At 38.9% G+C, this 21835-nt stretch carries 28 protein-coding genes and 1 pseudogene; 19 read left to right on the forward strand and 10 right to left on the reverse strand.

Going from position 1 to position 21835, the window contains the following annotated elements:
* Positions 1-291: 291 nt before the first annotated feature.
* On the reverse strand, positions 292-948 hold the full coding sequence (locus DESACI_RS06530; protein ID WP_014826394.1) for a manganese efflux pump: 657 nt from the start codon (positions 946-948) through the stop codon (positions 292-294).
* A gap of 317 nt (positions 949-1265) precedes the next feature.
* Between DESACI_RS06530 and DESACI_RS06535 the strand changes: the two genes are divergently transcribed.
* The 3 genes from DESACI_RS06535 to DESACI_RS25095 are packed head-to-tail and all read left to right on the forward strand — an operon-like array spanning position 1266 to position 2955.
* Positions 1266-1952, forward strand: coding sequence for a PspA/IM30 family protein (locus DESACI_RS06535; RefSeq protein WP_014826395.1), 687 nt, complete (start codon positions 1266-1268; stop codon positions 1950-1952).
* Between the two features lie 46 nt (positions 1953-1998).
* Positions 1999-2292, forward strand: coding sequence for a hypothetical protein (locus tag DESACI_RS25090; protein WP_242833136.1), 294 nt, complete (start codon positions 1999-2001; stop codon positions 2290-2292).
* 60 nt (positions 2293-2352) lie between these two features.
* Positions 2353-2955, forward strand: a complete 603-nt coding sequence (locus tag DESACI_RS25095) for a TIM44-like domain-containing protein (protein WP_014826397.1) — start codon at positions 2353-2355, stop codon at positions 2953-2955.
* A gap of 92 nt (positions 2956-3047) precedes the next feature.
* Here DESACI_RS25095 and DESACI_RS06545 read toward each other — a convergent pair whose 3' ends face one another.
* The 6 genes and pseudogenes from DESACI_RS06545 to DESACI_RS06570 form a co-directional block, all read right to left on the reverse strand.
* A complete protein-coding gene (locus tag DESACI_RS06545) occupies positions 3048-3788 on the reverse strand; it encodes a potassium channel family protein (RefSeq protein ID WP_014826398.1) in 741 nt (246 codons plus the stop codon).
* A 267-nt stretch (positions 3789-4055) separates the two neighbouring features.
* Entirely contained in the window at positions 4056-4988 is a 933-nt protein-coding gene (locus DESACI_RS06550) for a cation diffusion facilitator family transporter (protein ID WP_014826399.1), read from the reverse strand.
* A gap of 82 nt (positions 4989-5070) precedes the next feature.
* Positions 5071-5700: pseudogene (locus tag DESACI_RS06555) on the reverse strand (Nramp family divalent metal transporter); the annotation flags it as partial.
* A 121-nt stretch (positions 5701-5821) separates the two neighbouring features.
* On the reverse strand, positions 5822-7366 hold the full coding sequence (locus tag DESACI_RS06560) for a recombinase family protein (RefSeq protein WP_014826400.1): 1545 nt from the start codon (positions 7364-7366) through the stop codon (positions 5822-5824).
* A 247-nt stretch (positions 7367-7613) separates the two neighbouring features.
* Positions 7614-8150 (reverse strand): ImmA/IrrE family metallo-endopeptidase, encoded by a 537-nt coding sequence (locus DESACI_RS06565; RefSeq protein WP_242833137.1) that lies wholly within the window; start codon positions 8148-8150, stop codon positions 7614-7616.
* A 39-nt stretch (positions 8151-8189) separates the two neighbouring features.
* Complete coding sequence (locus DESACI_RS06570) at positions 8190-8564, reverse strand: helix-turn-helix domain-containing protein (protein WP_014826402.1); 375 nt, start codon at positions 8562-8564, stop codon at positions 8190-8192.
* Positions 8565-8726: 162 nt separating this feature from the next.
* Here DESACI_RS06570 and DESACI_RS06575 point away from each other — a divergent pair, with 162 nt between their 5' ends.
* The 15 genes from DESACI_RS06575 to DESACI_RS06630 all read left to right on the forward strand — a co-directional run bounded on the left by DESACI_RS06575 (position 8727) and on the right by DESACI_RS06630 (position 16363).
* Positions 8727-8915: a helix-turn-helix transcriptional regulator gene (locus DESACI_RS06575; protein WP_014826403.1), complete on the forward strand. Its 189-nt coding sequence runs from the start codon at positions 8727-8729 to the stop codon at positions 8913-8915.
* 210 nt (positions 8916-9125) lie between these two features.
* On the forward strand, positions 9126-9278 hold the full coding sequence (locus tag DESACI_RS24450) for a hypothetical protein (protein WP_014826404.1): 153 nt from the start codon (positions 9126-9128) through the stop codon (positions 9276-9278).
* Positions 9279-9623: 345 nt separating this feature from the next.
* The gene (locus DESACI_RS06580) at positions 9624-10238 is read left to right on the forward strand and encodes an RNA polymerase sigma factor sigma-70 region 4 domain-containing protein (RefSeq protein ID WP_014826405.1); all 615 of its coding nucleotides are present in this window, start codon (positions 9624-9626) and stop codon (positions 10236-10238) included.
* A 22-nt stretch (positions 10239-10260) separates the two neighbouring features.
* Positions 10261-10914, forward strand: a complete 654-nt coding sequence (locus DESACI_RS06585) for a 5'-3' exonuclease (protein ID WP_014826406.1) — start codon at positions 10261-10263, stop codon at positions 10912-10914.
* A gap of 327 nt (positions 10915-11241) precedes the next feature.
* Positions 11242-11571 carry a hypothetical protein gene (locus tag DESACI_RS06590; RefSeq protein ID WP_014826407.1) on the forward strand — a complete coding sequence of 110 codons (330 nt, stop codon included), beginning with the start codon at positions 11242-11244 and terminating at the stop codon, positions 11569-11571.
* A gap of 31 nt (positions 11572-11602) precedes the next feature.
* Positions 11603-11830, forward strand: coding sequence for a hypothetical protein (locus DESACI_RS24150; RefSeq protein ID WP_014826408.1), 228 nt, complete (start codon positions 11603-11605; stop codon positions 11828-11830).
* 61 nt (positions 11831-11891) lie between these two features.
* Positions 11892-12305 carry a hypothetical protein gene (locus tag DESACI_RS06595; protein WP_014826409.1) on the forward strand — a complete coding sequence of 138 codons (414 nt, stop codon included), beginning with the start codon at positions 11892-11894 and terminating at the stop codon, positions 12303-12305.
* On the forward strand, positions 12299-12448 hold the full coding sequence (locus DESACI_RS24960; protein WP_207643915.1) for a hypothetical protein: 150 nt from the start codon (positions 12299-12301) through the stop codon (positions 12446-12448). Before DESACI_RS06595 ends, DESACI_RS24960 begins: the two co-directional genes overlap by 7 nt.
* Before the next feature lie 226 nt (positions 12449-12674).
* Positions 12675-13739, forward strand: a complete 1065-nt coding sequence (locus tag DESACI_RS06600; RefSeq protein WP_014826411.1) for a DnaD domain-containing protein — start codon at positions 12675-12677, stop codon at positions 13737-13739.
* A 79-nt stretch (positions 13740-13818) separates the two neighbouring features.
* Positions 13819-13995 carry a hypothetical protein gene (locus tag DESACI_RS23510; protein ID WP_158310151.1) on the forward strand — a complete coding sequence of 59 codons (177 nt, stop codon included), beginning with the start codon at positions 13819-13821 and terminating at the stop codon, positions 13993-13995.
* A gap of 457 nt (positions 13996-14452) precedes the next feature.
* A complete protein-coding gene (locus tag DESACI_RS06610; protein WP_014826413.1) occupies positions 14453-14680 on the forward strand; it encodes a hypothetical protein in 228 nt (75 codons plus the stop codon).
* Between the two features lie 29 nt (positions 14681-14709).
* The gene (locus DESACI_RS06615; protein WP_014826414.1) at positions 14710-14898 is read left to right on the forward strand and encodes a hypothetical protein; all 189 of its coding nucleotides are present in this window, start codon (positions 14710-14712) and stop codon (positions 14896-14898) included.
* A 161-nt stretch (positions 14899-15059) separates the two neighbouring features.
* On the forward strand, positions 15060-15860 hold the full coding sequence (locus DESACI_RS06620; RefSeq protein ID WP_014826415.1) for a DNA adenine methylase: 801 nt from the start codon (positions 15060-15062) through the stop codon (positions 15858-15860).
* Positions 15861-15872: 12 nt separating this feature from the next.
* Positions 15873-16136, forward strand: a complete 264-nt coding sequence (locus tag DESACI_RS06625; RefSeq protein ID WP_014826416.1) for a hypothetical protein — start codon at positions 15873-15875, stop codon at positions 16134-16136.
* Positions 16137-16168: 32 nt separating this feature from the next.
* Positions 16169-16363 carry a hypothetical protein gene (locus DESACI_RS06630; protein ID WP_014826417.1) on the forward strand — a complete coding sequence of 65 codons (195 nt, stop codon included), beginning with the start codon at positions 16169-16171 and terminating at the stop codon, positions 16361-16363.
* A 271-nt stretch (positions 16364-16634) separates the two neighbouring features.
* On the opposite strand, the gene DESACI_RS06635 is transcribed toward DESACI_RS06630, so the two are convergent.
* From DESACI_RS06635 to DESACI_RS06645, 3 genes are all read right to left on the reverse strand, one after another.
* The gene (locus DESACI_RS06635) at positions 16635-17402 is read right to left on the reverse strand and encodes a SurA N-terminal domain-containing protein (RefSeq protein ID WP_014826418.1); all 768 of its coding nucleotides are present in this window, start codon (positions 17400-17402) and stop codon (positions 16635-16637) included.
* A 529-nt stretch (positions 17403-17931) separates the two neighbouring features.
* Positions 17932-18744 carry a SurA N-terminal domain-containing protein gene (locus tag DESACI_RS06640; protein WP_014826419.1) on the reverse strand — a complete coding sequence of 271 codons (813 nt, stop codon included), beginning with the start codon at positions 18742-18744 and terminating at the stop codon, positions 17932-17934.
* Positions 18745-18770: 26 nt separating this feature from the next.
* Positions 18771-19289, reverse strand: a complete 519-nt coding sequence (locus tag DESACI_RS06645; RefSeq protein WP_014826420.1) for a hypothetical protein — start codon at positions 19287-19289, stop codon at positions 18771-18773.
* Between the two features lie 654 nt (positions 19290-19943).
* Between DESACI_RS06645 and DESACI_RS06650 the strand changes: the two genes are divergently transcribed.
* Positions 19944-21260, forward strand: coding sequence for a tetratricopeptide repeat protein (locus tag DESACI_RS06650; RefSeq protein WP_014826422.1), 1317 nt, complete (start codon positions 19944-19946; stop codon positions 21258-21260).
* The last annotated feature ends 575 nt before the right edge of the window (positions 21261-21835 follow it).

The raw sequence follows: 21835 nt of genomic DNA on the forward strand, positions 1-21835 counted from the left end.
TGCAATACAGATTAATACCTGTATTTCTAATACTATAAGAAACATAAATTTTGAATCAATGTTTTAATAAAACATATAATCCCACTCCCATAAGGATTAACCCTTCTAGTCTAGGAAGTAATGAATTTACTAGGCTAATAAATTGAGTACTCTCTATAGTTGAATCTTCAACCCTCTTATACATAAGTAATCGCTCCTTGGACTAAACAAAAAGATTTTGAAGAATATTTAATGTCAAGCAGGAGGGATAGTTCCACTCCTGCTTTCTTCCGGAATGAAACAGAATAATCGTCAGTTCATTATTTGATGGATGCCTACCAATATAAGTAGAATTGCTGAAATTGTAGTCGCTCTTTCGCCAAATCTTTCAGAAGCAAATTTAAGTCCAAGTATTGCACAGAGACCAGTGCATAAGAAGGAGAACAATCCGGACACAGTTGCCATCGTCAAAATGTTAAGTTTTGTTATACCAGCGCTAAACCCGCCTGCTAAATTGTTAAGGGATAAAGCTATCCCCAGAATTATTGATTCTGAAAGACTTATCGACTTTGAATTATCCAGATCGGCTTCCTCAGGGTTGCGTAACACGCGAAGCAAATGATTATCTGAAAATTGATCGATCGTTTGATCAGTTTGGTGTTGCTGACTAAATACATATACAGCTTCGGGAGCTTTCGTAAAAAACTGTTGGGCTAAAACATAAATCCCAAGACTAATAAGAACTAGCATACTAATTAATTGACATGTAAACGGGGTAAGCCAGTGTGAAATCAAATGTCCAAAGAGGCCCCCTCCTAGAGCCAATACGAAGCCCATTAACGCGATAATCGTATTGGAGGTCAATGGAATTCCAACTTTCCTTACACCATAAGCAATACCTACTCCGGCGTTATCAATATTGGATGCGATTCCGATTGCACAGATAAGTAACAAGTTATTTAATGCCACTTGAACCACTCCTCAATTTAATATGCTTCATCTTATTAATGTCTTTGAGGAGTTGCGCAAGTACTATAGCCTTTACGCAATCGTGGTAAACAATTCCAGTTTCGTAATTGGTAAATGTAGTATTATTTCCGGAATAGAGTAGAATTTAAATGTTTTTGTCATCCACCATGTAATTTAAACTTCATGAAGATTTCATAGATTGTTCAAGATTTACACAATGAACAGTGCTATAATGCTTACGATGAAGTTAGAGTTGAATTTAGAGTTTGAACGAGAGATTTTTTGGTTTTTAATGATTGAAAGGAGATTGGAAGCTAATGGGGTTGTTTAGTAAGCTAAAGGATCTATTTCAAGCAAATACAATGGATCTTATATCTAAGGCCGAAGATCCAGAAAAAATGTTAAATCTTTATGTCGAACGTGCGACAGAGGAAGTTCACAATTTTCAAATTCAAGTTAACCGTGCTCTAGCGAATAAGATTCAACTTGAGGAGCGCATTGAAGGCTTGAATAAGGAAATTAAAGTGCGTAGCGAACAAGCTGCACTTGCTGTCCAGCAGGGTAAGGATGATCTGGCTAGGACTGCTCTAACGTATAAAAACCATGCTGAGTCCAACAAGAGAGATTATGAGTCTCAACTTGCCGAACAGGCTAAATCAGTTGAAGATCTTCAGGATAATCTCCATGTGCTTACGGAGAAACTGGAAAAGGCAAAGATAGAGCGTAATAACTTGGTTATGCGTCAAAGACGGGCAGAAACTATGAAAAGGGCAAATGAAGCTGTATCCGGACTGTCTACCCGTGACCCGTTGGGAGATTTTGACCGGATGAAAGGTCGGGTTGAACGCATAGAGGCGGAGGCCAAGGTGTCCGGAACAATGGTTAACTCATATACAATTGAAGACCAATTTGCGGAATTAGAAACGAGCAAAGTTAATTCTGAGATTGAGGATGAGTTGGCTCAACTTAAAGCAGGAAATAAAATTGAGTTAAATAAGAATTAGGTCTATTAAAACTACAATAGATAATCATAACAAGTTTTCTAAAGAGATGCTTAGGATTGGTGATTTGCATGAATTCTTGGTCAAACGTATATTGGTCATTCTAACGACTACTCTCGTTATCTTGGGAAGTCAAGTTTCACTGGTCTTAGCCCGTGGCGGCGGCGGTCTGGGCGGAAGCTTAGGTGATAGCATGGGAGGAAGTTTTAGTGGCGGGTCTTTTTCTGGGAGCGGCTATTTGGGAGGCGGAGGACTCGGCGGGTTCTTTCCGATTCCTTTCTTCTTCGGTGGCTATGGAGGATCGGGGGGAATATTTTTTCTCGTTATTCTGTATATGGCGTAGCGATTCTACAATGCAAGTCAAGATAGAGGAAGGTGGGGTCGTAATGATCGTTTCCCATCGATGACAAGATTCAGATCTATGAATAACGATGGCTCCTCAAGGGAGACACCTTTAGATTTAAATGGTCGGCCGATTTCAAATTCGGGAAGTCTTCAGCGCTTTGGTAAAGCGATAAACTATACACGCGAGAATATGAACTATTTAGCAGAAACATTTCCTCGTTGGGATCGGGATTTTCTTATCGGAAGGGTTCGTCAGATTTTCTTTTGGCTGCAAGATGGCTGGAGTCGACAGGATCTCATGCCTGCGGAAGAGTATCTAATAAATACTCTGAACGATAAATACCAGGCAGATCTTCAAGCCATGAAAGTTCGCGGAGAGCGGAATATAATCAAGGAACCTATTTTAAACACCTGGGATATTGAGTTTATCCATAGTCATTTAGATGAAGAATCACAGTATTTTATTGCCATGGTTTCTGCGAGTTTAATTGATTATACAGTAGATAACTCAGGAAAACTGATATCCGGAAACGATAATCACAGACTTTACTTTACAGAATTTTGGAAGTTTGTCTGGCGGGATGAGAAGTGGTTATTGGCAAGTATTTATCAGGAAGACGCATTAGAAATAGCTAAAATTGCTCGCGGAATAGAAGATTAGCAATGTTTACAGTTTAGGCAAAGCTAAAATAATTAAAGAGTCTGTTTTCTGATTGTTTAGGAAACAGGCTCTTTGTATTAGCGATTAATTATTTAGGGATCAGCAAAAAAGACAATCCCCATTGTAAAGATATATATAAAGAAAAGAACTTCGAGAGTTACTAGAATTCTTGAGGCATTACTGATTGGCGAGAAGTCTCCCATGCTTGCGGTAGCAAAGGTTGTTATACTAAAATAGACAAACGTAAATAATTCTGAGACGATATCATTCCCGAAATGATCCCCTGTAAAACTTCCAGGAACCATGTGATATTCAAGGTCATAAGCAGCTGCAAAATAAATCAATAAAAGACCGATGGCCGAACCAACCGGAACAAATGATGTAAGAATATGCCCATCTGTGGCTGTCAACACCCGATACACGTAGTATGATACACCCGCAGTTGCGATTATTGAATAAAGAACAACTACAGCTGACCCGACCGGAGTATCCTGGCGTTCAGGGTATCCTTCAGAAGAACTTCCTTTATCAGAACTCTCTTCATTAGAACTCCCATTATCGTTCTCATCCTTCCATTGCTTGTGGTTTCCCATAAGCAGCAACAGGATCGCTGCTCCAGCCCCAACTGCGGCTGGCAATAAAGGCCAAATATCAGCGGCCGCAATATCTCGTTCCGTAGGTCTTTCAGACTCTTGGTCAGGTTTTAGGAAAGGTTTAGTAGAATTGATAGTTCCCTTCCCCTCCTCGGCAAGAGGTGAAATTACTGGGCGCCGATGTGGCGGATACCAAATATGCGGAGGGTTTTGACCCTTCAAATTTTCCCGCTGACCCATTCGTGCACCTCCTTTTACTCCCATATTATTCCATAGAATCAATTGTGTGTTTATGGAAGACAAAAAAGGACCACTTGCTTAGATATTTGTATCTATTATCGAACTAACTTTGAAATATAAAAGTTTTAAGTTTGGGCTATAATATTTCCGAATTTCTATATCCGTTAGCAATGACGGTAATTCTTGTCTTATTTACTTCCTAACCCTTTTAACCTTCAGGATGGTTGGACTTTTTGTTACAAAATTTCTGAGTAAGGCTTAAAATAGCTACCCAGTTGGACACAAATCAATGCACAAGGAACATTGATGTTGATGGTCATGCTTACTGTGGAAACAGCTGCTACACGGACAATCTTCAAATTGAATCGTTGTATGTTCTATTCCAAATTGTTCATAACTCGTATGTTGAATATTGTGTAATAGATTGGCCATTTGCTCTTTGCTTAAATCCTTAACCCAAACATGAGCTGTCATGGCAATGACTTCTTGAGAAATCGCCCAAACGTGAATATCAGTGATACCTCGGATGCCATCAATATTTAACATCGTTTTTCGGAGCTCATCAATGGAGATATGTTTGGGAACGGATTCCAAAAAGATATGTATACATTCTTTTGTCATTTTAACGGCGCTCCTTAAGATGAGGCCTCCGAGGATAGCACTTAATAACGTATCGATCCTTGACCAGTCCGTGAAATAAATGATTACCCCGCCAATTAATACTCCTAAATCCGCGAGGGCATCCCCGGCAAAATGAAGGAAGGCACTTTTTACATTTAAGTTTTGAGTATTTTGCCTTAGATTAAGTACGATCAGAAGATTAACGATCATCCCGACAATAGCCACGAAGATCATCCCTTTGGGTTCAACTGCGACAGGGTTAAGAAAACGATCGACCGCCTTATAAAATATAAATACTGAAATGGTTATAAGAGATATATTATTGACTAACGCCGAGAGCACACCATAGCGATAGTAGCCGTAGGTATTTTTGCAGTCTGCTTTTTTGGCTGCAATTTTTAGTCCCCACCAACTAATGATTAAAGCTGCAAAATCAGTAATAAGGTGCCATGAATCACTAAGAAGCGCGAGACTTTTGGTAACATAGGCTAGAGTTAATTTCGCTGTCAGTATAAGTCCAACAAGGAAAATAGAAATGAAGATCTTCTTTTGACTTTGGTAAATACTTAGGTCTGACATTGTTATACCTCCCATCAATTTTTGGTTCAACAAAACCGGGAGTAACCCCGGCTTTGTGTTGCCGCTTTATTTCCTGCTGTTATTAGCCGGTAAACGTTAAGTAAAGAAGAATCGCATTGAGTGAAATGATTAGACTTACAATAACAACACCGACCATGTTTGTTAATCTTCGATTAGCCATTATGCCCATAATATCTCGTCGTTTCGTGATAAGAAGCAGGGGAATAATCGCTGCGGGAAGAGCGAAACTTAAGGTAACTTGGCTCATAATCAAGATTTTCATGGGGTTGAAGCCTAGCCACAAGAGTACAATTGCTGGAATCATGGTAATGGCCCGTCGAATATTAATGGGTATATCGAGGCCAATGAATCCTTTTAACATACACTCCCCAGCCATTGCGCCAACAGTGGAAGACGAAAGTCCCGAGGCGAGCAACGCCATCCCAAACGCTCCACTGGATAAATTCCCAAGCAAAGGAGCCAAAGATTTATGCGCCTGTTCGATCGAGTCAACGGGTCCTTGGTTAAAAAAAACGGCTGCTGCTACCACCACCATGGCTGCATTGACCAGAAAGGCGATGTTCATTGCGAAAACGATATCAAAACGCTCCATTCGAAAGTGTTTTTTGGCTTCTTCCAAATCATCCGATGTGCGTCTCGCCCTTGTTAAGTCTGAATGCAAATAGATCACATGGGGCATAACAATAGCTCCTACAAAAATACGTATAACTAGAACTGATAATTAAATCTAATATAGCTAACCGCAAATCCAACTCTACAGAGATTTTTTTTGATGAATTATTCTCATGAGGTCTTATGACTGGCAAACTAATTCAATTGACTCCGAATGTAATATGTGTTCTTATTTCGGCGCCAAAAGTGGCCCCAACATTCCGTGTATCCATTCTTTGGGCTTGAATTTCTTTAACAACACTTGTAATAACGTGACGTCGTAATTTAGGATCTTCTGTGTCCGCTAAGAGTGCAAGCTCATTTAGCTTATTTAAAAAGTTTTCAGATGCTGACGGTAGAAGATTATTTTCTAATTCTTTTTCAAGTTGCAACCGTTGAACTTTTATTTCGGCTAAAGAGTTCTTAATTTCTGTCAACTGTTTCTCGGCCATGTTCAGATCTATAAGATCTTGCCGGAAAAGAAGTGTAACTTTGTCGCGTTCCTGAAGAAGTTTATCTTCCTTATTTTTAAGCCTTATTCCAGCCTCTTGAAGCCCAATCGTGTCATTTGATTTATTAGTTTTGCTTAATTCTTCGGACATTATGGAAGGATTCTTAAGCATGTTCGATATATATTGCCATATGCTTTCATCTAGGTCTTTAGCAGGGATTTGACGGGCTGGGCATTTATTTGTTTCGCCAAGATGGCTTTTACCACTCATTGCTCTGCCTGTCTTACAAGCGTAATATTGTTTTCTTCTTGATCCACTGTGTACGGATCGCATATGCTGCCCACAGAGCGGACAAACGATAAGATTTCGGCATAAGTATTGATAATCAAAAGGTTGCTTGGTAATGCGTTTATTAAGTTGCAATTGTCTTTGTGCGGCTTCCCAGATCTCACGGGTTATAATTGGAGGAATGGGCACTGCAATCCACTCTGAGGGTTTTCGAGTGCCTCTCTTAAACTTGTTTTGACCAATCTTTGTTTTATATTCTTTATTAACCCAATGTATACCCGCATATGTTTCACGTGTGATAATGTCATGAACTGTCCCAATATTCCAACTGTTTATATCAGTCCTGGTTGGATACTGTAACTGAGCTAGACGTGTTGCAATAGCTCTAATGCCTAGATGATCCTCTACTACCCAGGAAAATATCTGCCGGATCATTTTTGCCTCATCGTCGTTAATCGTATAAACGGACCTTTCGGCATCCCAGTTATATCCATAAGGATGATTGTTTTTAATTACTTTGCCTGATAGAGCCTTTCCTCTCTTGCCACGTTGCATTCTCTCTCTAATTTTTTCGCGTTCATAAGCGCTGACAGCTCCTTGGATACTATAAAATAGTTTTCCTTCCGGAGTATTTTGCCATTCGAAATTAACAAAATGAAGCTGGGCACCACTACTTTCTATTTCATCTGTAATTAAAAGTTGGTGGGTGAGATTACGAGCCAGCCGATCTGGATCATAGACGATAACAGCTCCGAAACGTTTTTCTCGTAAAGCATTTCGGAGCTCATCTAATGCTGGACGCTCTAAATAAGCACCAGAATAGCCATCTTCAATAAATTCTTCAACACTTAAGACGTTGGGAATTTCATGAGCTTTCTTTCGACATTCGGTAAGTTGAGTTTCGATGCTATATCCTTTTTCTGCTTGCTGATCAGTTGACACGCGAACATATATAGCAACAATCAAACCAATCACTCCTAATTTTGGATAGGCCTTGTAAATAAGCCCCCACGCATAGGATTTATGGGGGTGAGACTATGGCTAAAGCAAACATCACCATTAAAAGTAACTGGGATCAACTCACTAAAGAGCACCAGGAATATCTATGCCGTATATACTCTCAGATATTGATCAAATCTCTTTGGGACAAAATTAATAAGGAAAGAGGACTAAAAAAGACGACTTAATTTTTGTTCGTATCTAAAAGCAGATTTTAACTGATTTTTATATTACTATGTACCATAGCGGTCTTGAATAAATCCCTACCTTTGAATTTTAACTCTGTGTCTCCAAAACGTATTTTGAAGAATTCGAGTTTTCGATACATAAACCATTCGGTCACGCTAAAATAATCGGCTAAATCAAAGCAATTATGGTTGCCGTCTTCAAGCGCCTTTACAAATTCATTATCGGGGATCAGAAAGTCCGTAGCCCAACGTGCTGCTTTCAGTTCATCTTGTGACTCCATAGTTTTAAGATTAGCAGAAGTGTGTGCTATTAGGAGATTCGTTCGAGCAGCAGTATAAAAGTGACCTATCTCTTCTGCTAATACGCATCTATGTAACCGATGTAAGGAATGAAGGTGTTGGTCGAGAATAATTAAGGGGCCTATTCTATTATCATAAAGATAAAGACCGTGTATTCGTTCAGGTGCGCGGGAAAGATCTTCATATCGCACTTTAATATTTTCTTTTTCTATAATGTTCCAAAGTCTTTCCATGCAGTTTTCCTCGCTCGAAATATGTCTCATAATGTCGTATATCTCGATAAATATTGAAACTACCTTCCCTTATCGGTTGGTAGTTTCATTTTTTCGCATCTTTTGTAGCTCTTCTTTGAGGACGTTTTTAATTATCGATCTAAGTTCAAGTGAAGGTTCTCGTCCATACTCACCTTCTTTATTTGCAGCAAGAATAAAATCAAATTCGTCCTCATCTTCGCTTTTCGTCTGCTCTACTGACTTTCGTTGATCGGAGAACCCAACGAGATAGTCGATGGTGCAATTAAAAAATTTAGCAATATTCTTAAGGGATTCAATATCAGGAGAACGCTTACCAGTTTTCCATTGACTAATAGTAGAATCAGCCATATTCAGATGCTCAGCTAAAACTGATTGCTGAATACCCTTTTCAGTTAATAATAGCTCAAGCCTCTGCCCAAACATTGCAACCCCTCCAATTACTTGTTTAAACTATTATATCACAATTTGTGAAATGGAAACCGAAGTTCACAAAATGACAAGAATGTATTGACATTTAACGAAGTGTGAAATATACTCAATTTAACACATCGTGAAATTGTTAATATTCTTAGGGGAGGTGTTTAAATGCATATCTTAGAACAAATTCGAATGGATAATGATTTATCTAAAGAGTCAATAATGAAAAGGCTCGAAATTGGCAGCAGCTACTACTCAATGCTTGTAAATGGTAAAAGAGACATTTCAAAGTCCTTAGCAATTAAGATTTGCAAAGAATACGGGTTATCACTTGAGGAAGTTTTTTTTTCTAATTGATTTCACATAATGTGAAGTAAATGGGATTCTCTGAGGTATCACAAGGGAAGTGTGATGCCTTTCTTAGAAACAATTTAAATAAAGAAATTAGTCTATTTGAGGGCTTGTTTGAAAGAATGGGTAATTTCGGAATTAAATGTATGTACCGGAATAACTGGTACGTGTTTATAAGGTTTTTAACCCATAGAAAATTAACCTGAGGTGATTACTATGGCGGCGGTTGTCACAATAACAAGTAATTGGAACCAACTTAATCGGGAACAGCAATCATCCCTTAAAACTTTGTATGCTCGTATTTTGGCTAAAGCTATGCTTACTGGTTGTAATAATTATTCAAAAGAAAAGATAGCCGCAAGTAATTAGAATTATAACACTATTTTATCTCGGAAGATTCCTTCTATCTGTAATTCAAAGGTTTGTCATGTATAAGTCGATATCGAGATTCATTAATCTTTATTATCAATTCTACAAAATCGCACTTCTCTAGAAAAAGGTCATTTTCCCCAATTTCTCAGACTTAAATTAATCATTTGAAAAAGAAATTATTTTCAAGAATGCATGCTAATTACTATCATATCATGGCTACATTTTCTATTAGTTTATCTGCTTTAAAGATATTTTACATCAAGGCTTGGGTAGAATGGAAGATTCTTTTCTAGCTATTTACTTAAAGAGTAACACTCTACATATGGAAAGGGGGAAGGAGAGATGCAACCCGAAATTTTATCTCAACATGCATCTGGGCTTGATGAATTGGAAATCGCGATTAACTACTTGCGGCAATGCCAAAGCGACTTGAAAAGGCAGCCGTACGATCTGCAAAGAGCGCAGCTTATAAAAGAATGGCTTATTGATTTATATATTCTCCGTAAACATCATCCAGAATATAAGCCAGATCTAGAAAAACGCGTGCATTACCAGAATACTAATGATGAAATCCTTCTTAGTGATCCCGAACTTATTAATGTTAAGGCTAAAATAGAGTTCTTGGATCCGTTCGAGATGAAGGACGAATGGCATGAATCGGCGATGGTTCGGGAACTTATGGATGGACTCACGATTATGGAATATGAGGCAGTTACCATGTGCTGGCTCAATGGTTTAGGTCCGACCGAGGCGGCTCAGTACATGGGCTGCAGCGCGCGGAACATATCCACATATTTAATCAGAGCTCGTACAAAGATGGTTGCCAAGTATCTTAATTCGTCGCAAATGGTTCTCTCGGGTTTTGACGTTCCACCGACCGTCCGCAGTCATCACCATAAGAAAAGTCCTTTACAGTTAAATATGGCTAAAAAGCAAGCACAATTGACCTTGTTTTAACAACGAGAAAGGAGGATTGAAAATGCTTTTGCTCATTGATGCTAACAACCTGCTTGCGCGATCTTTTTACGGGAGACACCCTTTATATGATGCGAAAGGTCTGCCTATCCATGCTGTTTCCGGTCTCGTGAACTGGGTGCTTAGATTTCATCATGCGTATAAGCCGACCATGATGGCTGCTTGCTGGGATTATGATGCTCCAACCTTTCGCTGTCAGCTTTACCCGGCCTATAAGGCTACTCGAAAGCCAACACCACGGGAACTCTCTGAACAAATTCCTCGAGCAAAAAAAGCCCTGGAAAATTTAAGTATTACTCAGTTAGAAGTCAGCGGTTATGAGGCAGACGATGTCATAGGGACATTGGCCTCAAAATCCAAGGAATTTGTACGGATCGTTTTCGGGGACAGAGATCTCTTTCAGATAATCAGTCGGAACGTGCTGGTGGATTATCTAAGGCCCAGAAAACAACCTCAGACGTTAACTTACTTTAGTCACGAAGAAATCTACGGAATCGATCCCGGTCAGTGGGTTGATTATAAAGCCTTGGTGGGTGATCGGGCCGACAATATTCCCGGAGTTCCAAGCATTGGAGAAAAAACAGTGTGGCCGATTCTAAAACAAGGGCTGTCCTTAAAAGACCTCTTACAGTATCTGGATATTTTTTTTAGGCATTAAAGCTACAAGAAAACTCGTGGAGTTTAAAGACCAGGCTTTATTAAGTTGGAAATTAGCAAAAATTGATTGCGATGTACCACTGGAACAACCTCAGGCCTCGGCCGTTGATTTTCAGTCACTGTTGTCACGAAGGACCTTACACGCTTTGAAGCTGGACAGCAAAATAGCCTGAGAGGCAAGAATCGGCATTAATTCAATACGAGATAGACGAAAGTGCTAAAGGGACCTGAATGAGGTATGGAATATCTTAATAAATTTCGGGTTGCTTTGAATCGAACAGACGCCGAACTACACCAACGAAAAGATGTTTGAAAAGGAGGCGTCATAATGTGTAACGAATGTGATTCTTTTCTACTGGACTGCGGCTCTCCGACGTGCCTCACCGGTGATGAAATTCCGGAAAAACAATGGCTGAGTCATAAGGGGAAACGTTTGCCTCAACCCAAAAAGGTGGAAGGATTCGAAAAACTCACCACCGAGCAACAAGAACTCTTTACAGCGTTTCTGGACCGCTTTTACAGAGGCTGGGAATTTCCCGAGGAGCATTGCCCTGTGAATGTTGCTGCTACATGGGATGAAGGCAGTGGAAACTATCTGAGAGTAGATTTCAAAGATGGAATGTGGTTGCACGTTAAGGACCCAAGGACTTGGTATTAAGCTAGATTGATCCAAGAAAGGCTGTGTCGATGTGAACGTAAAACGGGAAGACGTAATTCAGTCCATCAGTAAAATCAGAGATTCGAAGGGTTCACCGAAATTAAAGGATCTTGAAGCCCTCAGGATTGTCATGACATTAACTCCGGAATGTCGAGAATGTACTCGCAATGCCTATCATTATGGTCAATGTACGGGTCGAACCAGTAAAACACCATGTCTAATATTTGAGCAGCGAAGAGCTAGCACACCTGCGATGTAAGGTAAATGAACAATCGGCAACCATTCATAGAGCCTTAACTCATACTTGGAGAGTGAGTAACATGTTGAATTTCCAAAAGGAAATAGAACGGATCCTCCATCAGGTTGGTGATTACGATTCCTTTATGACTGATGACCAATTTTCAAGGTGCTATCGGATTTCGGAGACCGTTTTAGAGATAAACAAACAAACGAATGACATCGTGATAATTTTTTTAGAGGACCGATTTGAGTTTCAGACGCTTCTTTATAACCCGGCCTGGTATCCAACCCAAGTTGTCAAAGGCAACAAGGTGATCCCTATCGTCATTACTTATGAAAATGGCCGTGCCCATAGTGCCCGTAACTGGTGCATCTTTCGAGAAACCTCAGAGGGCGTTGCCAGAATGTTGATGAGTGCTGTGCCACAAGGTTTGGCTCATAACTCAAGATGGGTGACGAAAGAGATCGCATTTGAACAAATGGCGTTATGGTGATCCCCACGGGTTCAGGGATTATTCCGGGCGTGGAGGCAAAGATCGCAAGGCGTGAGGAGGTACAAGGGACAATACTTGTGATGGCGGATGTTAGTGGATTGAACTCGGCCTCTCATGTAATTGTACGTAAAATACAGCTCTAGGTCATAGCTTCATAACGACCTATAACGCGGTAAAAGAGCTTGTCGCTTAGTTGATACTCTATCCTGAGAGGAATACTGAACCTAAGCGAGTTGCCATCATAAATCAACGATTTGACTGAGAAAGTAAGTTCTTTGAAGTCAAATTAGGACAAGCTCATCGTTTAACTTTGGTTGAAATTATTCCTGCGAATACATAAAGCTTTTACATAAGAGGGGGGAGAAGGACATGGGAACTTCTAGCAGCAATCAGATGCATCGGACAAGAATCTTTACTCTAAATGAACTTTCCCTCAGATTATCGCCGGCGTTAGCGGACGAGATCGGTTTAAACGAATCCATACTACTGCTTCAACTGGAATATTGGATCCACATAACGGACCACGATATCGAAGGCAAACGTTGGACCTACCAAAGTGTAAGAGATATGCAAGATAAGGCCTTTACCTTTTGGAGTGTTTCGACAGTGGCCAGAACAGTGAAGAGTCTTCTTGATAAAAAACTGATTATCGAAGGTAATTACAACAAAGACCCTTATGACAAAACCCGCTGGTTTGCCCTGAATCACAAAGAATTGTCGAAGCTCAGGAGTATCATGATTAAAGAATATAATGGAAATAGGAGTGAGACACCCCTGTCTCAAAATGACACACCCCTTCAGCTACACGATAAAATTCCCCTAAGTCAAAATGAGACACCCTTGTGTCATGATGAGACAACCCTGATCCAAAATGACACAACCCTGTTTCAAAATGACACGACAATACCACAGATTACTCCACAGATTACCCCAGAGATGACTCTAAAGAACGTTATTGATGTTGATGATGATGTTGATATTCGCACGCGTCAAAACGATATTCGTCAGGCAGAGCCCCTTGAGCGTAACGGAAAGAGTACTTCGCCACCCCTGCAACCTGGTAAGGTGACGGGGCTGAAAGCGATTGAATTTGCCGAGATAAACCTTAAACGTGAGCTCTCTGAGTTTGAGCGCGAAATACTTAGAGACTGGTGTGCTAAATTCCGTGCGAACCCGAATTGTCACGATCCCGAGGCGGTGGTGATCGCCGGATTAAAACGCTGTGTTATCAAGCACGACCTTTCCAGTTTGATTGCTTACTTAAACAGGGTTCTTGAAAACTACGAGTTCCATAATATTACGACGGTTGAACAAGTTAATCGCTTGAATCAAAACCGAAAGAATCCCCAAAATCCTGTTAAAAATAAAAGTGACACTGTCCTAAAAAAGTCGGGCAGCGTTATAACGGGCAAATATGAACCATTTTACTTGTGACTAGGAGAGAGGTTGAAACGATGGGTAAAAAAGCCAAAGCTAGATATACCAACGTTATGCTTCCGGTAAAACAACAACAATGCGTTCATTGTCAAAGCCGGGCAGTAAGAAGTATTGGCGCAAGCCATTATTTCTGCGCGGATTGCTGTATGGAGTTTACAATTTGCGGAGACAACGTGACTATGTACACAATCAGTGCGGATGGTGGGCTGTCGAGAATAAGTTAAGGGTTCTTGAAAGAGGGGGAGCCGAATGATCCATGTTCTAATCGTCATTGGCCTTTGGATGGCCCTGGCCGGCACAATAACATGGGCTCAAGAAGAGAGGGGTTAGCATGAAAACGTTAGGTTCCGTGGGTACCCGCAGCCTATTGTTTGGAGTTCATCAGTTTTTATGGCATCCTTTGACGGTTTGGTTAGTCTGGCTCGTGCTTGGGCGAGTGGTGAGCTAAAGGAATATCGAACCTCAGCGGAACAAACCGGCTTTATCAACATAAATCAAAGTCATCATCGATGGTTTAAACAGCTGAGAGCCCATATGATAAACCAAGCCTACGAGGAAGTAAGAAAACAACGTTCACTAAAATCTAAGCTGCTGGAGATGACGTGGACATACAATCTGTACCAGGCCGATAAAAACCTCTTGCAATGCTCCAAAAACAGAGCGATGAATTATATATACTCGTAGAGCATAGGGCATAGGAGGATGATTAAGTGGACGACAGAGAATCTGTTGAAGAGACATTAAGAGGCCTGTTAGATAAGGCAATCGACAGGATGAAGATGATCGGAGCAAGAGGCCCTAAGGCAGAGATCGCCAACATCAGAGAGATCAAAACAATTCGAGATACGTATATGGAATTGGTACGATTGTGGGGAATGGAAGAAGGGTGGATAGTATCCTTTCAGGAGATTGATGAAGCATTCGGGCTGAAATCCTAACCATGAAAAGATAAAGGGAGAAGATATCGATGGCTATAGCTCATCAAGCGGTAACAGCAATGACCAAGAAAAACAGGAAAGTCCAAACCATCGATGGAGCAACATTTGAGTTACTCTCCACCTTCCATCATGACGTGACAAACGAACTTATGGCGCGGGTCATCGATGAAAACGGCAAAGCATGGATATTCTACGCGATAGAACTTAAGGTAAGATAACGTGTTCTGAAATGAAATATGGTTGTACTCTAAGTAAATTGCACCTCAAAATTGGGGTGCTTTTGCTTGCATATGGGTTGTGAAGTTGATAAAATAGATACAGAACATACGTTCAAATACAGTAAACATACGTTCTAAAAATTGCATGAGGAGTGAGGATAATGAATAGTCCGATAAAATGGATGGGTGGAAAATTTCGCTTACGAAATAGAATCCTAGAGATGTTGCCCCAAGATCATCTTTGTTATGTTGAAGTATTCGGCGGGGCGGGATGGGTACTCTTCGCAAAATCCCTCTCTAAGATAGAAGTCCTGAATGATGTCAATGGTGAACTTATTAACTTTTTTAAAGTTGTACGTGACAAAACGCAGGAGTTTATACGAGCGTTTGAATATCTTTTGGTCTCCAGGCAGATTTTCGAAGACTATAAAAGGGCAAACCCGCAAGAATTAGATGATATAGAACGGGCCGTTCGATTCTATTATTTAGTACATTTTAGCTTTGGGGCAAGAATGCAAAGTTTTATCATTAGTCCTACCGGAGCTAAACTTGTCCTTAAGACCTTGGAACAAGAAATAAAACAGACCAGAGCGCGGCTATTAAATACGATCATTGAAAATAGGGATTTTGAGAAGTTGATTTTAAGTTATGATCGGCCCAGCACCTTGTTTTACTGTGATCCTCCGTATTACGGGTTGACGGGATATAGTTCCCAGGGGAGTGAGGCATTCACGGTAGAAGATCATATAAGGCTTAGAGATACTTTATCTTGTCTCCAAGGACGATACTTACTAAGCATTAATGACCACCCAGACATTAGGGAGTTGTATAGTGGGTTCAATATCGAAGAAGTGAGTCTTCGCTATTCTATTTCTCGAAAGGACAAGAGTTCCCTAAAAAACGAATTACTCATATCGAATTATCAAACTTACGATATGACAAATAGTCAAATAGCTGCTTAAAGGTGATTAACTATGAAAATTCTCATGCGGCCTATTGAAATGCTTTCCTGGTTCACGAAAGAGGGTGTGATAAATCCAATAAGGTATAGGATCACAACTGAACAGAGTGAGCCGATTGTTGTTAAGGTTGATAAGGTTATTCTACGGACTGAGGAAAAATTGGCCGGAAATAAGATGATTATTTTTCGTTGCCAAAGTGTTATCAATGGTTTGCAGAAAATTTATGAAGTTAAGTACGAAATAAGCACTTGCAAGTGGTTCTTATTTAAGATGTAATCACGGTCTAGTAGAAAGCGAGGCTGGTTTAAATGAAAAATCTAAAATGCCCAAGTTGCGGAAAGGCTCGCACGGCGGCCGAATTGGATGCTGAAAACGCCAGATACTACGGCGATGGTTGTAAACCCATCAGCGAGGACTATGGAAAAAGGTTCTGGTTGTATCGATGTCCGATTTGCGGGTATGCAGCTACCGGGAAAGATCTAAAAGAATACAATAAAAAATAGGTCCAAAAGGTAAATATAGTTGTCGATGTACTAAAACCACTCTAATCCTTTATGGATAAGTGTTTGAGATTTAGAAAATGTACTAAAAAAAGCATTAACAAAGAATGTTAAGTGTGTTTTTTGTATGCAATTGGTTAAAATGTGTTTGGCAAATAACAACCGGATGGGTAATCCTGTAATAATGAAGATAAAGGAAAATTGCTCCTAGGCCACTGGCAAGGCATACCAATTAAGGCGCTCCGGTTGTCTCCAGTAAATCAGCAGAGAAATATTATCTATTTAAAGCAACCTGCGCTTCCAATTGTTGATAACCTTTTATATCAATAGGTAATAAGATTTTGAAGTTACCTTGATCTAATAGCTTTTCCGTATAATCATCCCAAGCCTTTGATGCCTCGTTCTGATCTTGTGAAATCGACTGTAATACAGCGTTTTTAAGTTTGGCCCTACCTAGTATCGTTTGAGTCATATTGATTACATTTTGTGAATTAATATATTCGGATACATTATCAAACCCATTGATCTTTATATCTTTTAAATAAGCCTCTTTAGCAGGGTCGCTATCTGGTAGTGAGGTCATCGATTTTTCCTGTTGCTCTAGATATGCTTTAGCTTCCTCCACTGTTACCGTTAATCCTTGCTTCTTCACTTCATTATCAATTAGGGCGTTTTTTACTAATAATCCAAGTGCAACTTTTTCATAAAATGCTTCGCTCTGGGGCTTTTTAATATTATTAATATAATCATTTCTCTTTAAAGCAATTTCCTTAGTTAATTGTAACCCTGTGATTTTATAATCCCCGACCTCTGCAACTATCTCGGGAAACTTAGTATTTCTTAAATTATTTATATCTGCCATATTTGGACTTGAAGTATTCCCGACAGTACCCTGAACTACCTGAAAGTGATCACCTTTCTGAACTGGTATTTGAACCTGTGTTTGATTAACTTGTGCTTCTTCAACTTTTTTTTGATTACAGCCAAACAGAAATAACGATAACGAGAGTATTCCAAGAAAAATTATCTTTCTACGAAACATGATAATCCTCCTATCTTTTTATTATATGGACAAAAAATAGAAACAATATATAGAATTATTTCAATAATATTGGAAATAATATTTATTTTCAAGCTAGAAACCTGTACTTTATTGGTGCCATAATATTCTTAAGAGAACATCGTGATATCAAGCCCCTTATGAAGTTTTATTCGAATCCTGCAGTCAATTGGTCTATATTATTCTCAATATATGCTTCTCATTCTTCAAGGGCTTAAGGAAGAGGTCTGAATTAATCAAATCTAATCAGTGATTACGATAGAAAATGCGTAGATCGAGACCGATTGAGGTAGAAAGTGTCTTTGGATATGCCAAATATTATTTTGGTGTCCGTTTTATCCTCAATGGATTAGAAAAGGTAATGTTAAACTACAATGGATTGCACTGTATCGCGCCCACATTATGAGAAAACTGGTTATTGTCTCGGGAAGGACATTTCCGGTTAAACTTTTGAATTGAATATTTTCTATGGAGTCGCGAGAAACTTGAGTTTCTGGACGACTCCTTTTTCCTAATTGATAGAATGAATATTGACGTTTACAAATAAATTGTAGTTATTTCCATCTATCAACTTTTGGGTAAAATTGGTCCAATAGGCTGATTGTCTTTGCTGATATAAGCTAATTTTAACTTTTTGTTTTATCTCATCACTAATTGAAGAATTATTTTTTATACCATGGGCGGCTAAGTAAGAGTCAACTTCATTATCAGTAGGGGGTAAAATTTCCTTGACAACTTGCTTTTCCAACTTAGCGCTATTTAAGTGTTCCTGATAAAATCCTATTATAATTGGGTCTGTTTCATACTGGTTCGGACTTGAATAACCCATCTCTTTTATCATTTCAAGAAACTGCTTTTTATAAATATTATTGTTGTCTAAGTTCATTAAATATTGGACCGACTTTGTTGCTGCCGTTGCAGCGTCTTCCTCAGAGGTTGTAATTCCTCTGACTTGTACTTCGTGGTTTATAAGCGCTCGCCTTACTAATTGTTGCAAAGCTATTTGTTCATACTGAGTATCAGCTTTTGGTTTATTCGATCTTTCATAATCCCTTTTAATTAAAGCAATTCGAGAAGTTAGTTGCGCTCCAGAAATTTCTTCTGAATAAATTTTAGCCACAACATTTGGATATTTTGTGTTAGTTACTTTAGGGGGCAAGATCGTAGAATCAGTATTTGTAACAGCACGACCGGAAGGAGTTAATGTAATACTTGTAGAACCTGAATTTGAAGGATTAGTTTCGGCTGATACAACAGTAGTCATTCCTAATAGCATTGTTAATGCAAATGCTATAGTCAAGATTTTAATATGTTTCTTATGCATTATTTCACCTCATTCTAATAAATATTTTAATTGTGTGAAGTCCAATCGTAATATATATCTTGGCTATTGGGGCTGTAACCGTCGCTGTAAAAGTTTACATGACCTTCTGTATAAACTGATGCTGTATTGTACTCTGCCCAAGGATTTGAGTACCCTTCATCATAAAGCTGACCAGATGAATGCAATGTCCACGATTGAGGCGTTGAAATGCGATAAGTATTTGAATAATTGTAAGTAACGTCAGGGGTTACTGTTACATCAGCATTATCTGGATTATAATCTACCTCTCCCCCTAAGTATAATGTACCTAAATAGGCTTCCCCATATGGAGTACCGTCCCAACATTCCTGCCAACAACCATTGACTGAAAGCGGATATGTAACCCCGTATGAGGATCCGTCTGGAGCATCAAAATACTCAGTAAACGAGATTGGAATTTGTTGGCCATTAATGTTATAATCCCACATACTTGTGGCATATACAGGACTAACGGATAAGATTAAGATAACTAACGATAGGAACGCAAATGATAGAAATTTTTTCATTTAAATATTTTACCTCCTCATCTTTTTTGCGTTTAAAAAGCCTTTCGTTGGGATACTTATTAAAGATTATCCAAGACTAAGGGGTCCATTAATTAAGCCTGAATTGGATCTATATTGGGACGGTAGATGGTATTTTGTGTTAAAGTTGTCTGAGAGTAACCAGATTTATGGGTGTTCAAATTTGGAGCAAACTGTAAAGTCAGAATTAAACAGCTACAGGACAAAATACATAAAAGAACTTTTTTCATTCCAATCCCTCCTTCCTTTTTGTAATATAACAAAACCAAGTAAATATTAGGGTGAAAATAAAACATCCTATTTTGTCGAAGATTTCTGAGTTGACAAAAAACGACAAACATTAGGATTGTTTAAAAGTGATATGTTTCAAACTTAATGATCGGATTGGATGACTGAACTCACAAAACGAGATGTCAGAATGGCGAGACGCCTAGAACTTAAAACGCTGTTCGAGGCACAGTGCGGCAAAAAATAAGTTGGTATTTGAATTGCAGTCAAAAAGGGTCATCGAGAGGAATTTAGAAAAGGTTTTGTTTGGGCGATGAAGTAAGTGATCGAGTATATCGATCAGCCTTTCTGTGTATACAAAGGTCTGCTTTTATGTACAACAGCAGTTGATGGGGAGGAAAATTGATTATGCAAAAAACAATAAAGGCCACAGCATTAAAGGCTTATTTAAAAAGAAACAATATACTCCCATCATCTTTAGCTATGAGATGCCACATTAGTGAGAACTATATGAGTAATATTCTAAATGCTAAACGTACAAATCCCCGATTACCGATACTTGTTCGTATGGCGGCAGAACTTGACTTACCATTGCATACTGTTCAGGAACTCCTTCGTACTTCCTACGATTCGTTGATCCCAGAAAAGGTATTATTGGAAAGTGTTGCCGAAAATCATTTGCTTGCCTATTTACAACAAATTCTGGATGCCTCGGAGCTGAATGATTTTTCAATGCTTTCCCATCTCCAGAAGGTAATTTCTTCCGATATCCCTGACTCGACCCATTTAAAAAGATATTATTTATACTGGTATGACGCTTATAATTTAACTTCTCAAAACAAATTTGAATTAGCTATCCAATTGTTCCTCGAAGCGTCAAAATTTGTTCCAAAACATGAAATTGAAAAACGTTTTAAAGGAAAGGTGCTTTTGGGGTTAGGTGCAGCTTATACTGCTAGAGGAAAGTATCAACAAGGTCTAAAGGCTTTTCGCAAGAGCCTATTTTTATGGTCTGACGGGTATCAAGCAGCTCGAGTATATATGAACCTTGGTACGGTCTATAGAAGACTTACTAAATATAAGCTTTCGGTTAGTGCATATGAGAAAGCTTATGAATTTGGAACAGTGGCCATTAAACTCTATTCTATTGTTGGTTTGATCCAGGTTGCACTTGATAATGAAGATTATAAAACAGCAAGGAAATGGGTCATTAGAGGATTTAGACAGGCAAAAACTTTGGAATCACCGCGTGGTAAATGCGACCTCTATTGCAATATTGCTGAGTATTATTCTGCTATTGGAAAACTTAACCTCTCTAAAGGCTTTTATCAGAGGGCTATTCAGGTTGCTATTATTTCTGGGGATTTCCGGACAAAACAATGGGCTGAGCTAGAACTTGCTAAGCTCTTTTTAAGACAAGGCAAGGAGATAGAATTTGAAACTTTAATGCAGACTCTGGAATTAGAATTATCAGGTACTGAGGATGTTCTCTTGGTTGCTAGACATTTAAATATTATGGGCAAGAAGTATTTTGAACAAAGTGAATATACTCTCGTGATTTCTATTACTAGAAAAGCCTACATACTATTAAAATCTCTCTCCCCTTCTATTTCTACGGAACTTCAAGAGAGTTGCCGTTTACTTAGTGAGGTGTATTCGGCTTTAAAAGAACCAAAAGCCGCGGAATTCTACCGTAACGAAATAAAAAGACATAAACTAAAATAAAAACAAGAAAGGATTCTGAAAGGTTCGGATTTTTCCTTGCTATAAAACACATGGTGACATATTTAACCATGTGTTTTGTCGTTTTTTGTCTCTCCTGAGAACTTCGACAAATTAGTATATAATGCATCATCTCAAATTCTTTATTGATTTTGTTAACATAAGCACTAAAGAAAATTGAGAGAGGAAAGGATGAGAACAAGTTTTTTTGGTTCATGCATTTATATTGGGCAATCCTTTTGTTATACATTTAGCCTGCTATAAGCCAAAGCTAATTCAGGTTATTCTCTAAATAATGATCTGATTCAAAATCGAAAATATTTGAAAATGAAGTTATTAAAAATAGTATCGCGATGGGTGCCAGATCCTACCCTTGTAATGGAAGAAGTTAAAAAACGAATAAGTCGAATGAATGAAGCATTGAAGTAATCCGAGGTAGGGTCACAGTCAAGCGAATCCCAGAAAAAAAACTCTCGTTTAAGGATCTAAATATTATCTTATTTTCAAAATCGTTCCTTAAGGTGCAGAAACCTTATATTCCGTAGATTGTATGCTTATTAAATGTATGTATTAAATCA

Origin of the sequence: Desulfosporosinus acidiphilus SJ4 (genome assembly GCF_000255115.2) — a bacterium.
GTDB lineage: Bacteria > Bacillota > Desulfitobacteriia > Desulfitobacteriales > Desulfitobacteriaceae > Desulfosporosinus > Desulfosporosinus acidiphilus.

Coding starts and splice junctions, on each gene's coding strand:
- DESACI_RS06535 (WP_014826395.1), top strand. CDS start 1,266: ATGGGGTTGTTTAGTAAGCTAAAGGATCTATTTCAAGCAAATACAATG.
- DESACI_RS25090 (WP_242833136.1), top strand. CDS start 1,999: ATGCTTAGGATTGGTGATTTGCATGAATTCTTGGTCAAACGTATATTG.
- DESACI_RS25095 (WP_014826397.1), top strand. CDS start 2,353: ATGACAAGATTCAGATCTATGAATAACGATGGCTCCTCAAGGGAGACA.
- DESACI_RS06545 (WP_014826398.1), bottom strand. CDS start 3,788: ATGGGTCAGCGGGAAAATTTGAAGGGTCAAAACCCTCCGCATATTTGG.
- DESACI_RS06550 (WP_014826399.1), bottom strand. CDS start 4,988: ATGTCAGACCTAAGTATTTACCAAAGTCAAAAGAAGATCTTCATTTCT.
- DESACI_RS06565 (WP_242833137.1), bottom strand. CDS start 8,150: ATGAGACATATTTCGAGCGAGGAAAACTGCATGGAAAGACTTTGGAAC.
- DESACI_RS06570 (WP_014826402.1), bottom strand. CDS start 8,564: ATGTTTGGGCAGAGGCTTGAGCTATTATTAACTGAAAAGGGTATTCAG.
- DESACI_RS06575 (WP_014826403.1), top strand. CDS start 8,727: ATGCATATCTTAGAACAAATTCGAATGGATAATGATTTATCTAAAGAG.
- DESACI_RS24450 (WP_014826404.1), top strand. CDS start 9,126: ATGGCGGCGGTTGTCACAATAACAAGTAATTGGAACCAACTTAATCGG.
- DESACI_RS06580 (WP_014826405.1), top strand. CDS start 9,624: ATGCAACCCGAAATTTTATCTCAACATGCATCTGGGCTTGATGAATTG.
- DESACI_RS06585 (WP_014826406.1), top strand. CDS start 10,261: ATGCTTTTGCTCATTGATGCTAACAACCTGCTTGCGCGATCTTTTTAC.
- DESACI_RS06590 (WP_014826407.1), top strand. CDS start 11,242: ATGTGTAACGAATGTGATTCTTTTCTACTGGACTGCGGCTCTCCGACG.
- DESACI_RS06595 (WP_014826409.1), top strand. CDS start 11,892: ATGTTGAATTTCCAAAAGGAAATAGAACGGATCCTCCATCAGGTTGGT.
- DESACI_RS24960 (WP_207643915.1), top strand. CDS start 12,299: ATGGTGATCCCCACGGGTTCAGGGATTATTCCGGGCGTGGAGGCAAAG.
- DESACI_RS06600 (WP_014826411.1), top strand. CDS start 12,675: ATGGGAACTTCTAGCAGCAATCAGATGCATCGGACAAGAATCTTTACT.
- DESACI_RS23510 (WP_158310151.1), top strand. CDS start 13,819: ATGCGTTCATTGTCAAAGCCGGGCAGTAAGAAGTATTGGCGCAAGCCA.
- DESACI_RS06615 (WP_014826414.1), top strand. CDS start 14,710: ATGGCTATAGCTCATCAAGCGGTAACAGCAATGACCAAGAAAAACAGG.
- DESACI_RS06620 (WP_014826415.1), top strand. CDS start 15,060: ATGAATAGTCCGATAAAATGGATGGGTGGAAAATTTCGCTTACGAAAT.
- DESACI_RS06625 (WP_014826416.1), top strand. CDS start 15,873: ATGAAAATTCTCATGCGGCCTATTGAAATGCTTTCCTGGTTCACGAAA.
- DESACI_RS06630 (WP_014826417.1), top strand. CDS start 16,169: ATGAAAAATCTAAAATGCCCAAGTTGCGGAAAGGCTCGCACGGCGGCC.
- DESACI_RS06635 (WP_014826418.1), bottom strand. CDS start 17,402: ATGTTTCGTAGAAAGATAATTTTTCTTGGAATACTCTCGTTATCGTTA.
- DESACI_RS06640 (WP_014826419.1), bottom strand. CDS start 18,744: ATGCATAAGAAACATATTAAAATCTTGACTATAGCATTTGCATTAACA.
- DESACI_RS06645 (WP_014826420.1), bottom strand. CDS start 19,289: ATGAAAAAATTTCTATCATTTGCGTTCCTATCGTTAGTTATCTTAATC.
- DESACI_RS06650 (WP_014826422.1), top strand. CDS start 19,944: ATGCAAAAAACAATAAAGGCCACAGCATTAAAGGCTTATTTAAAAAGA.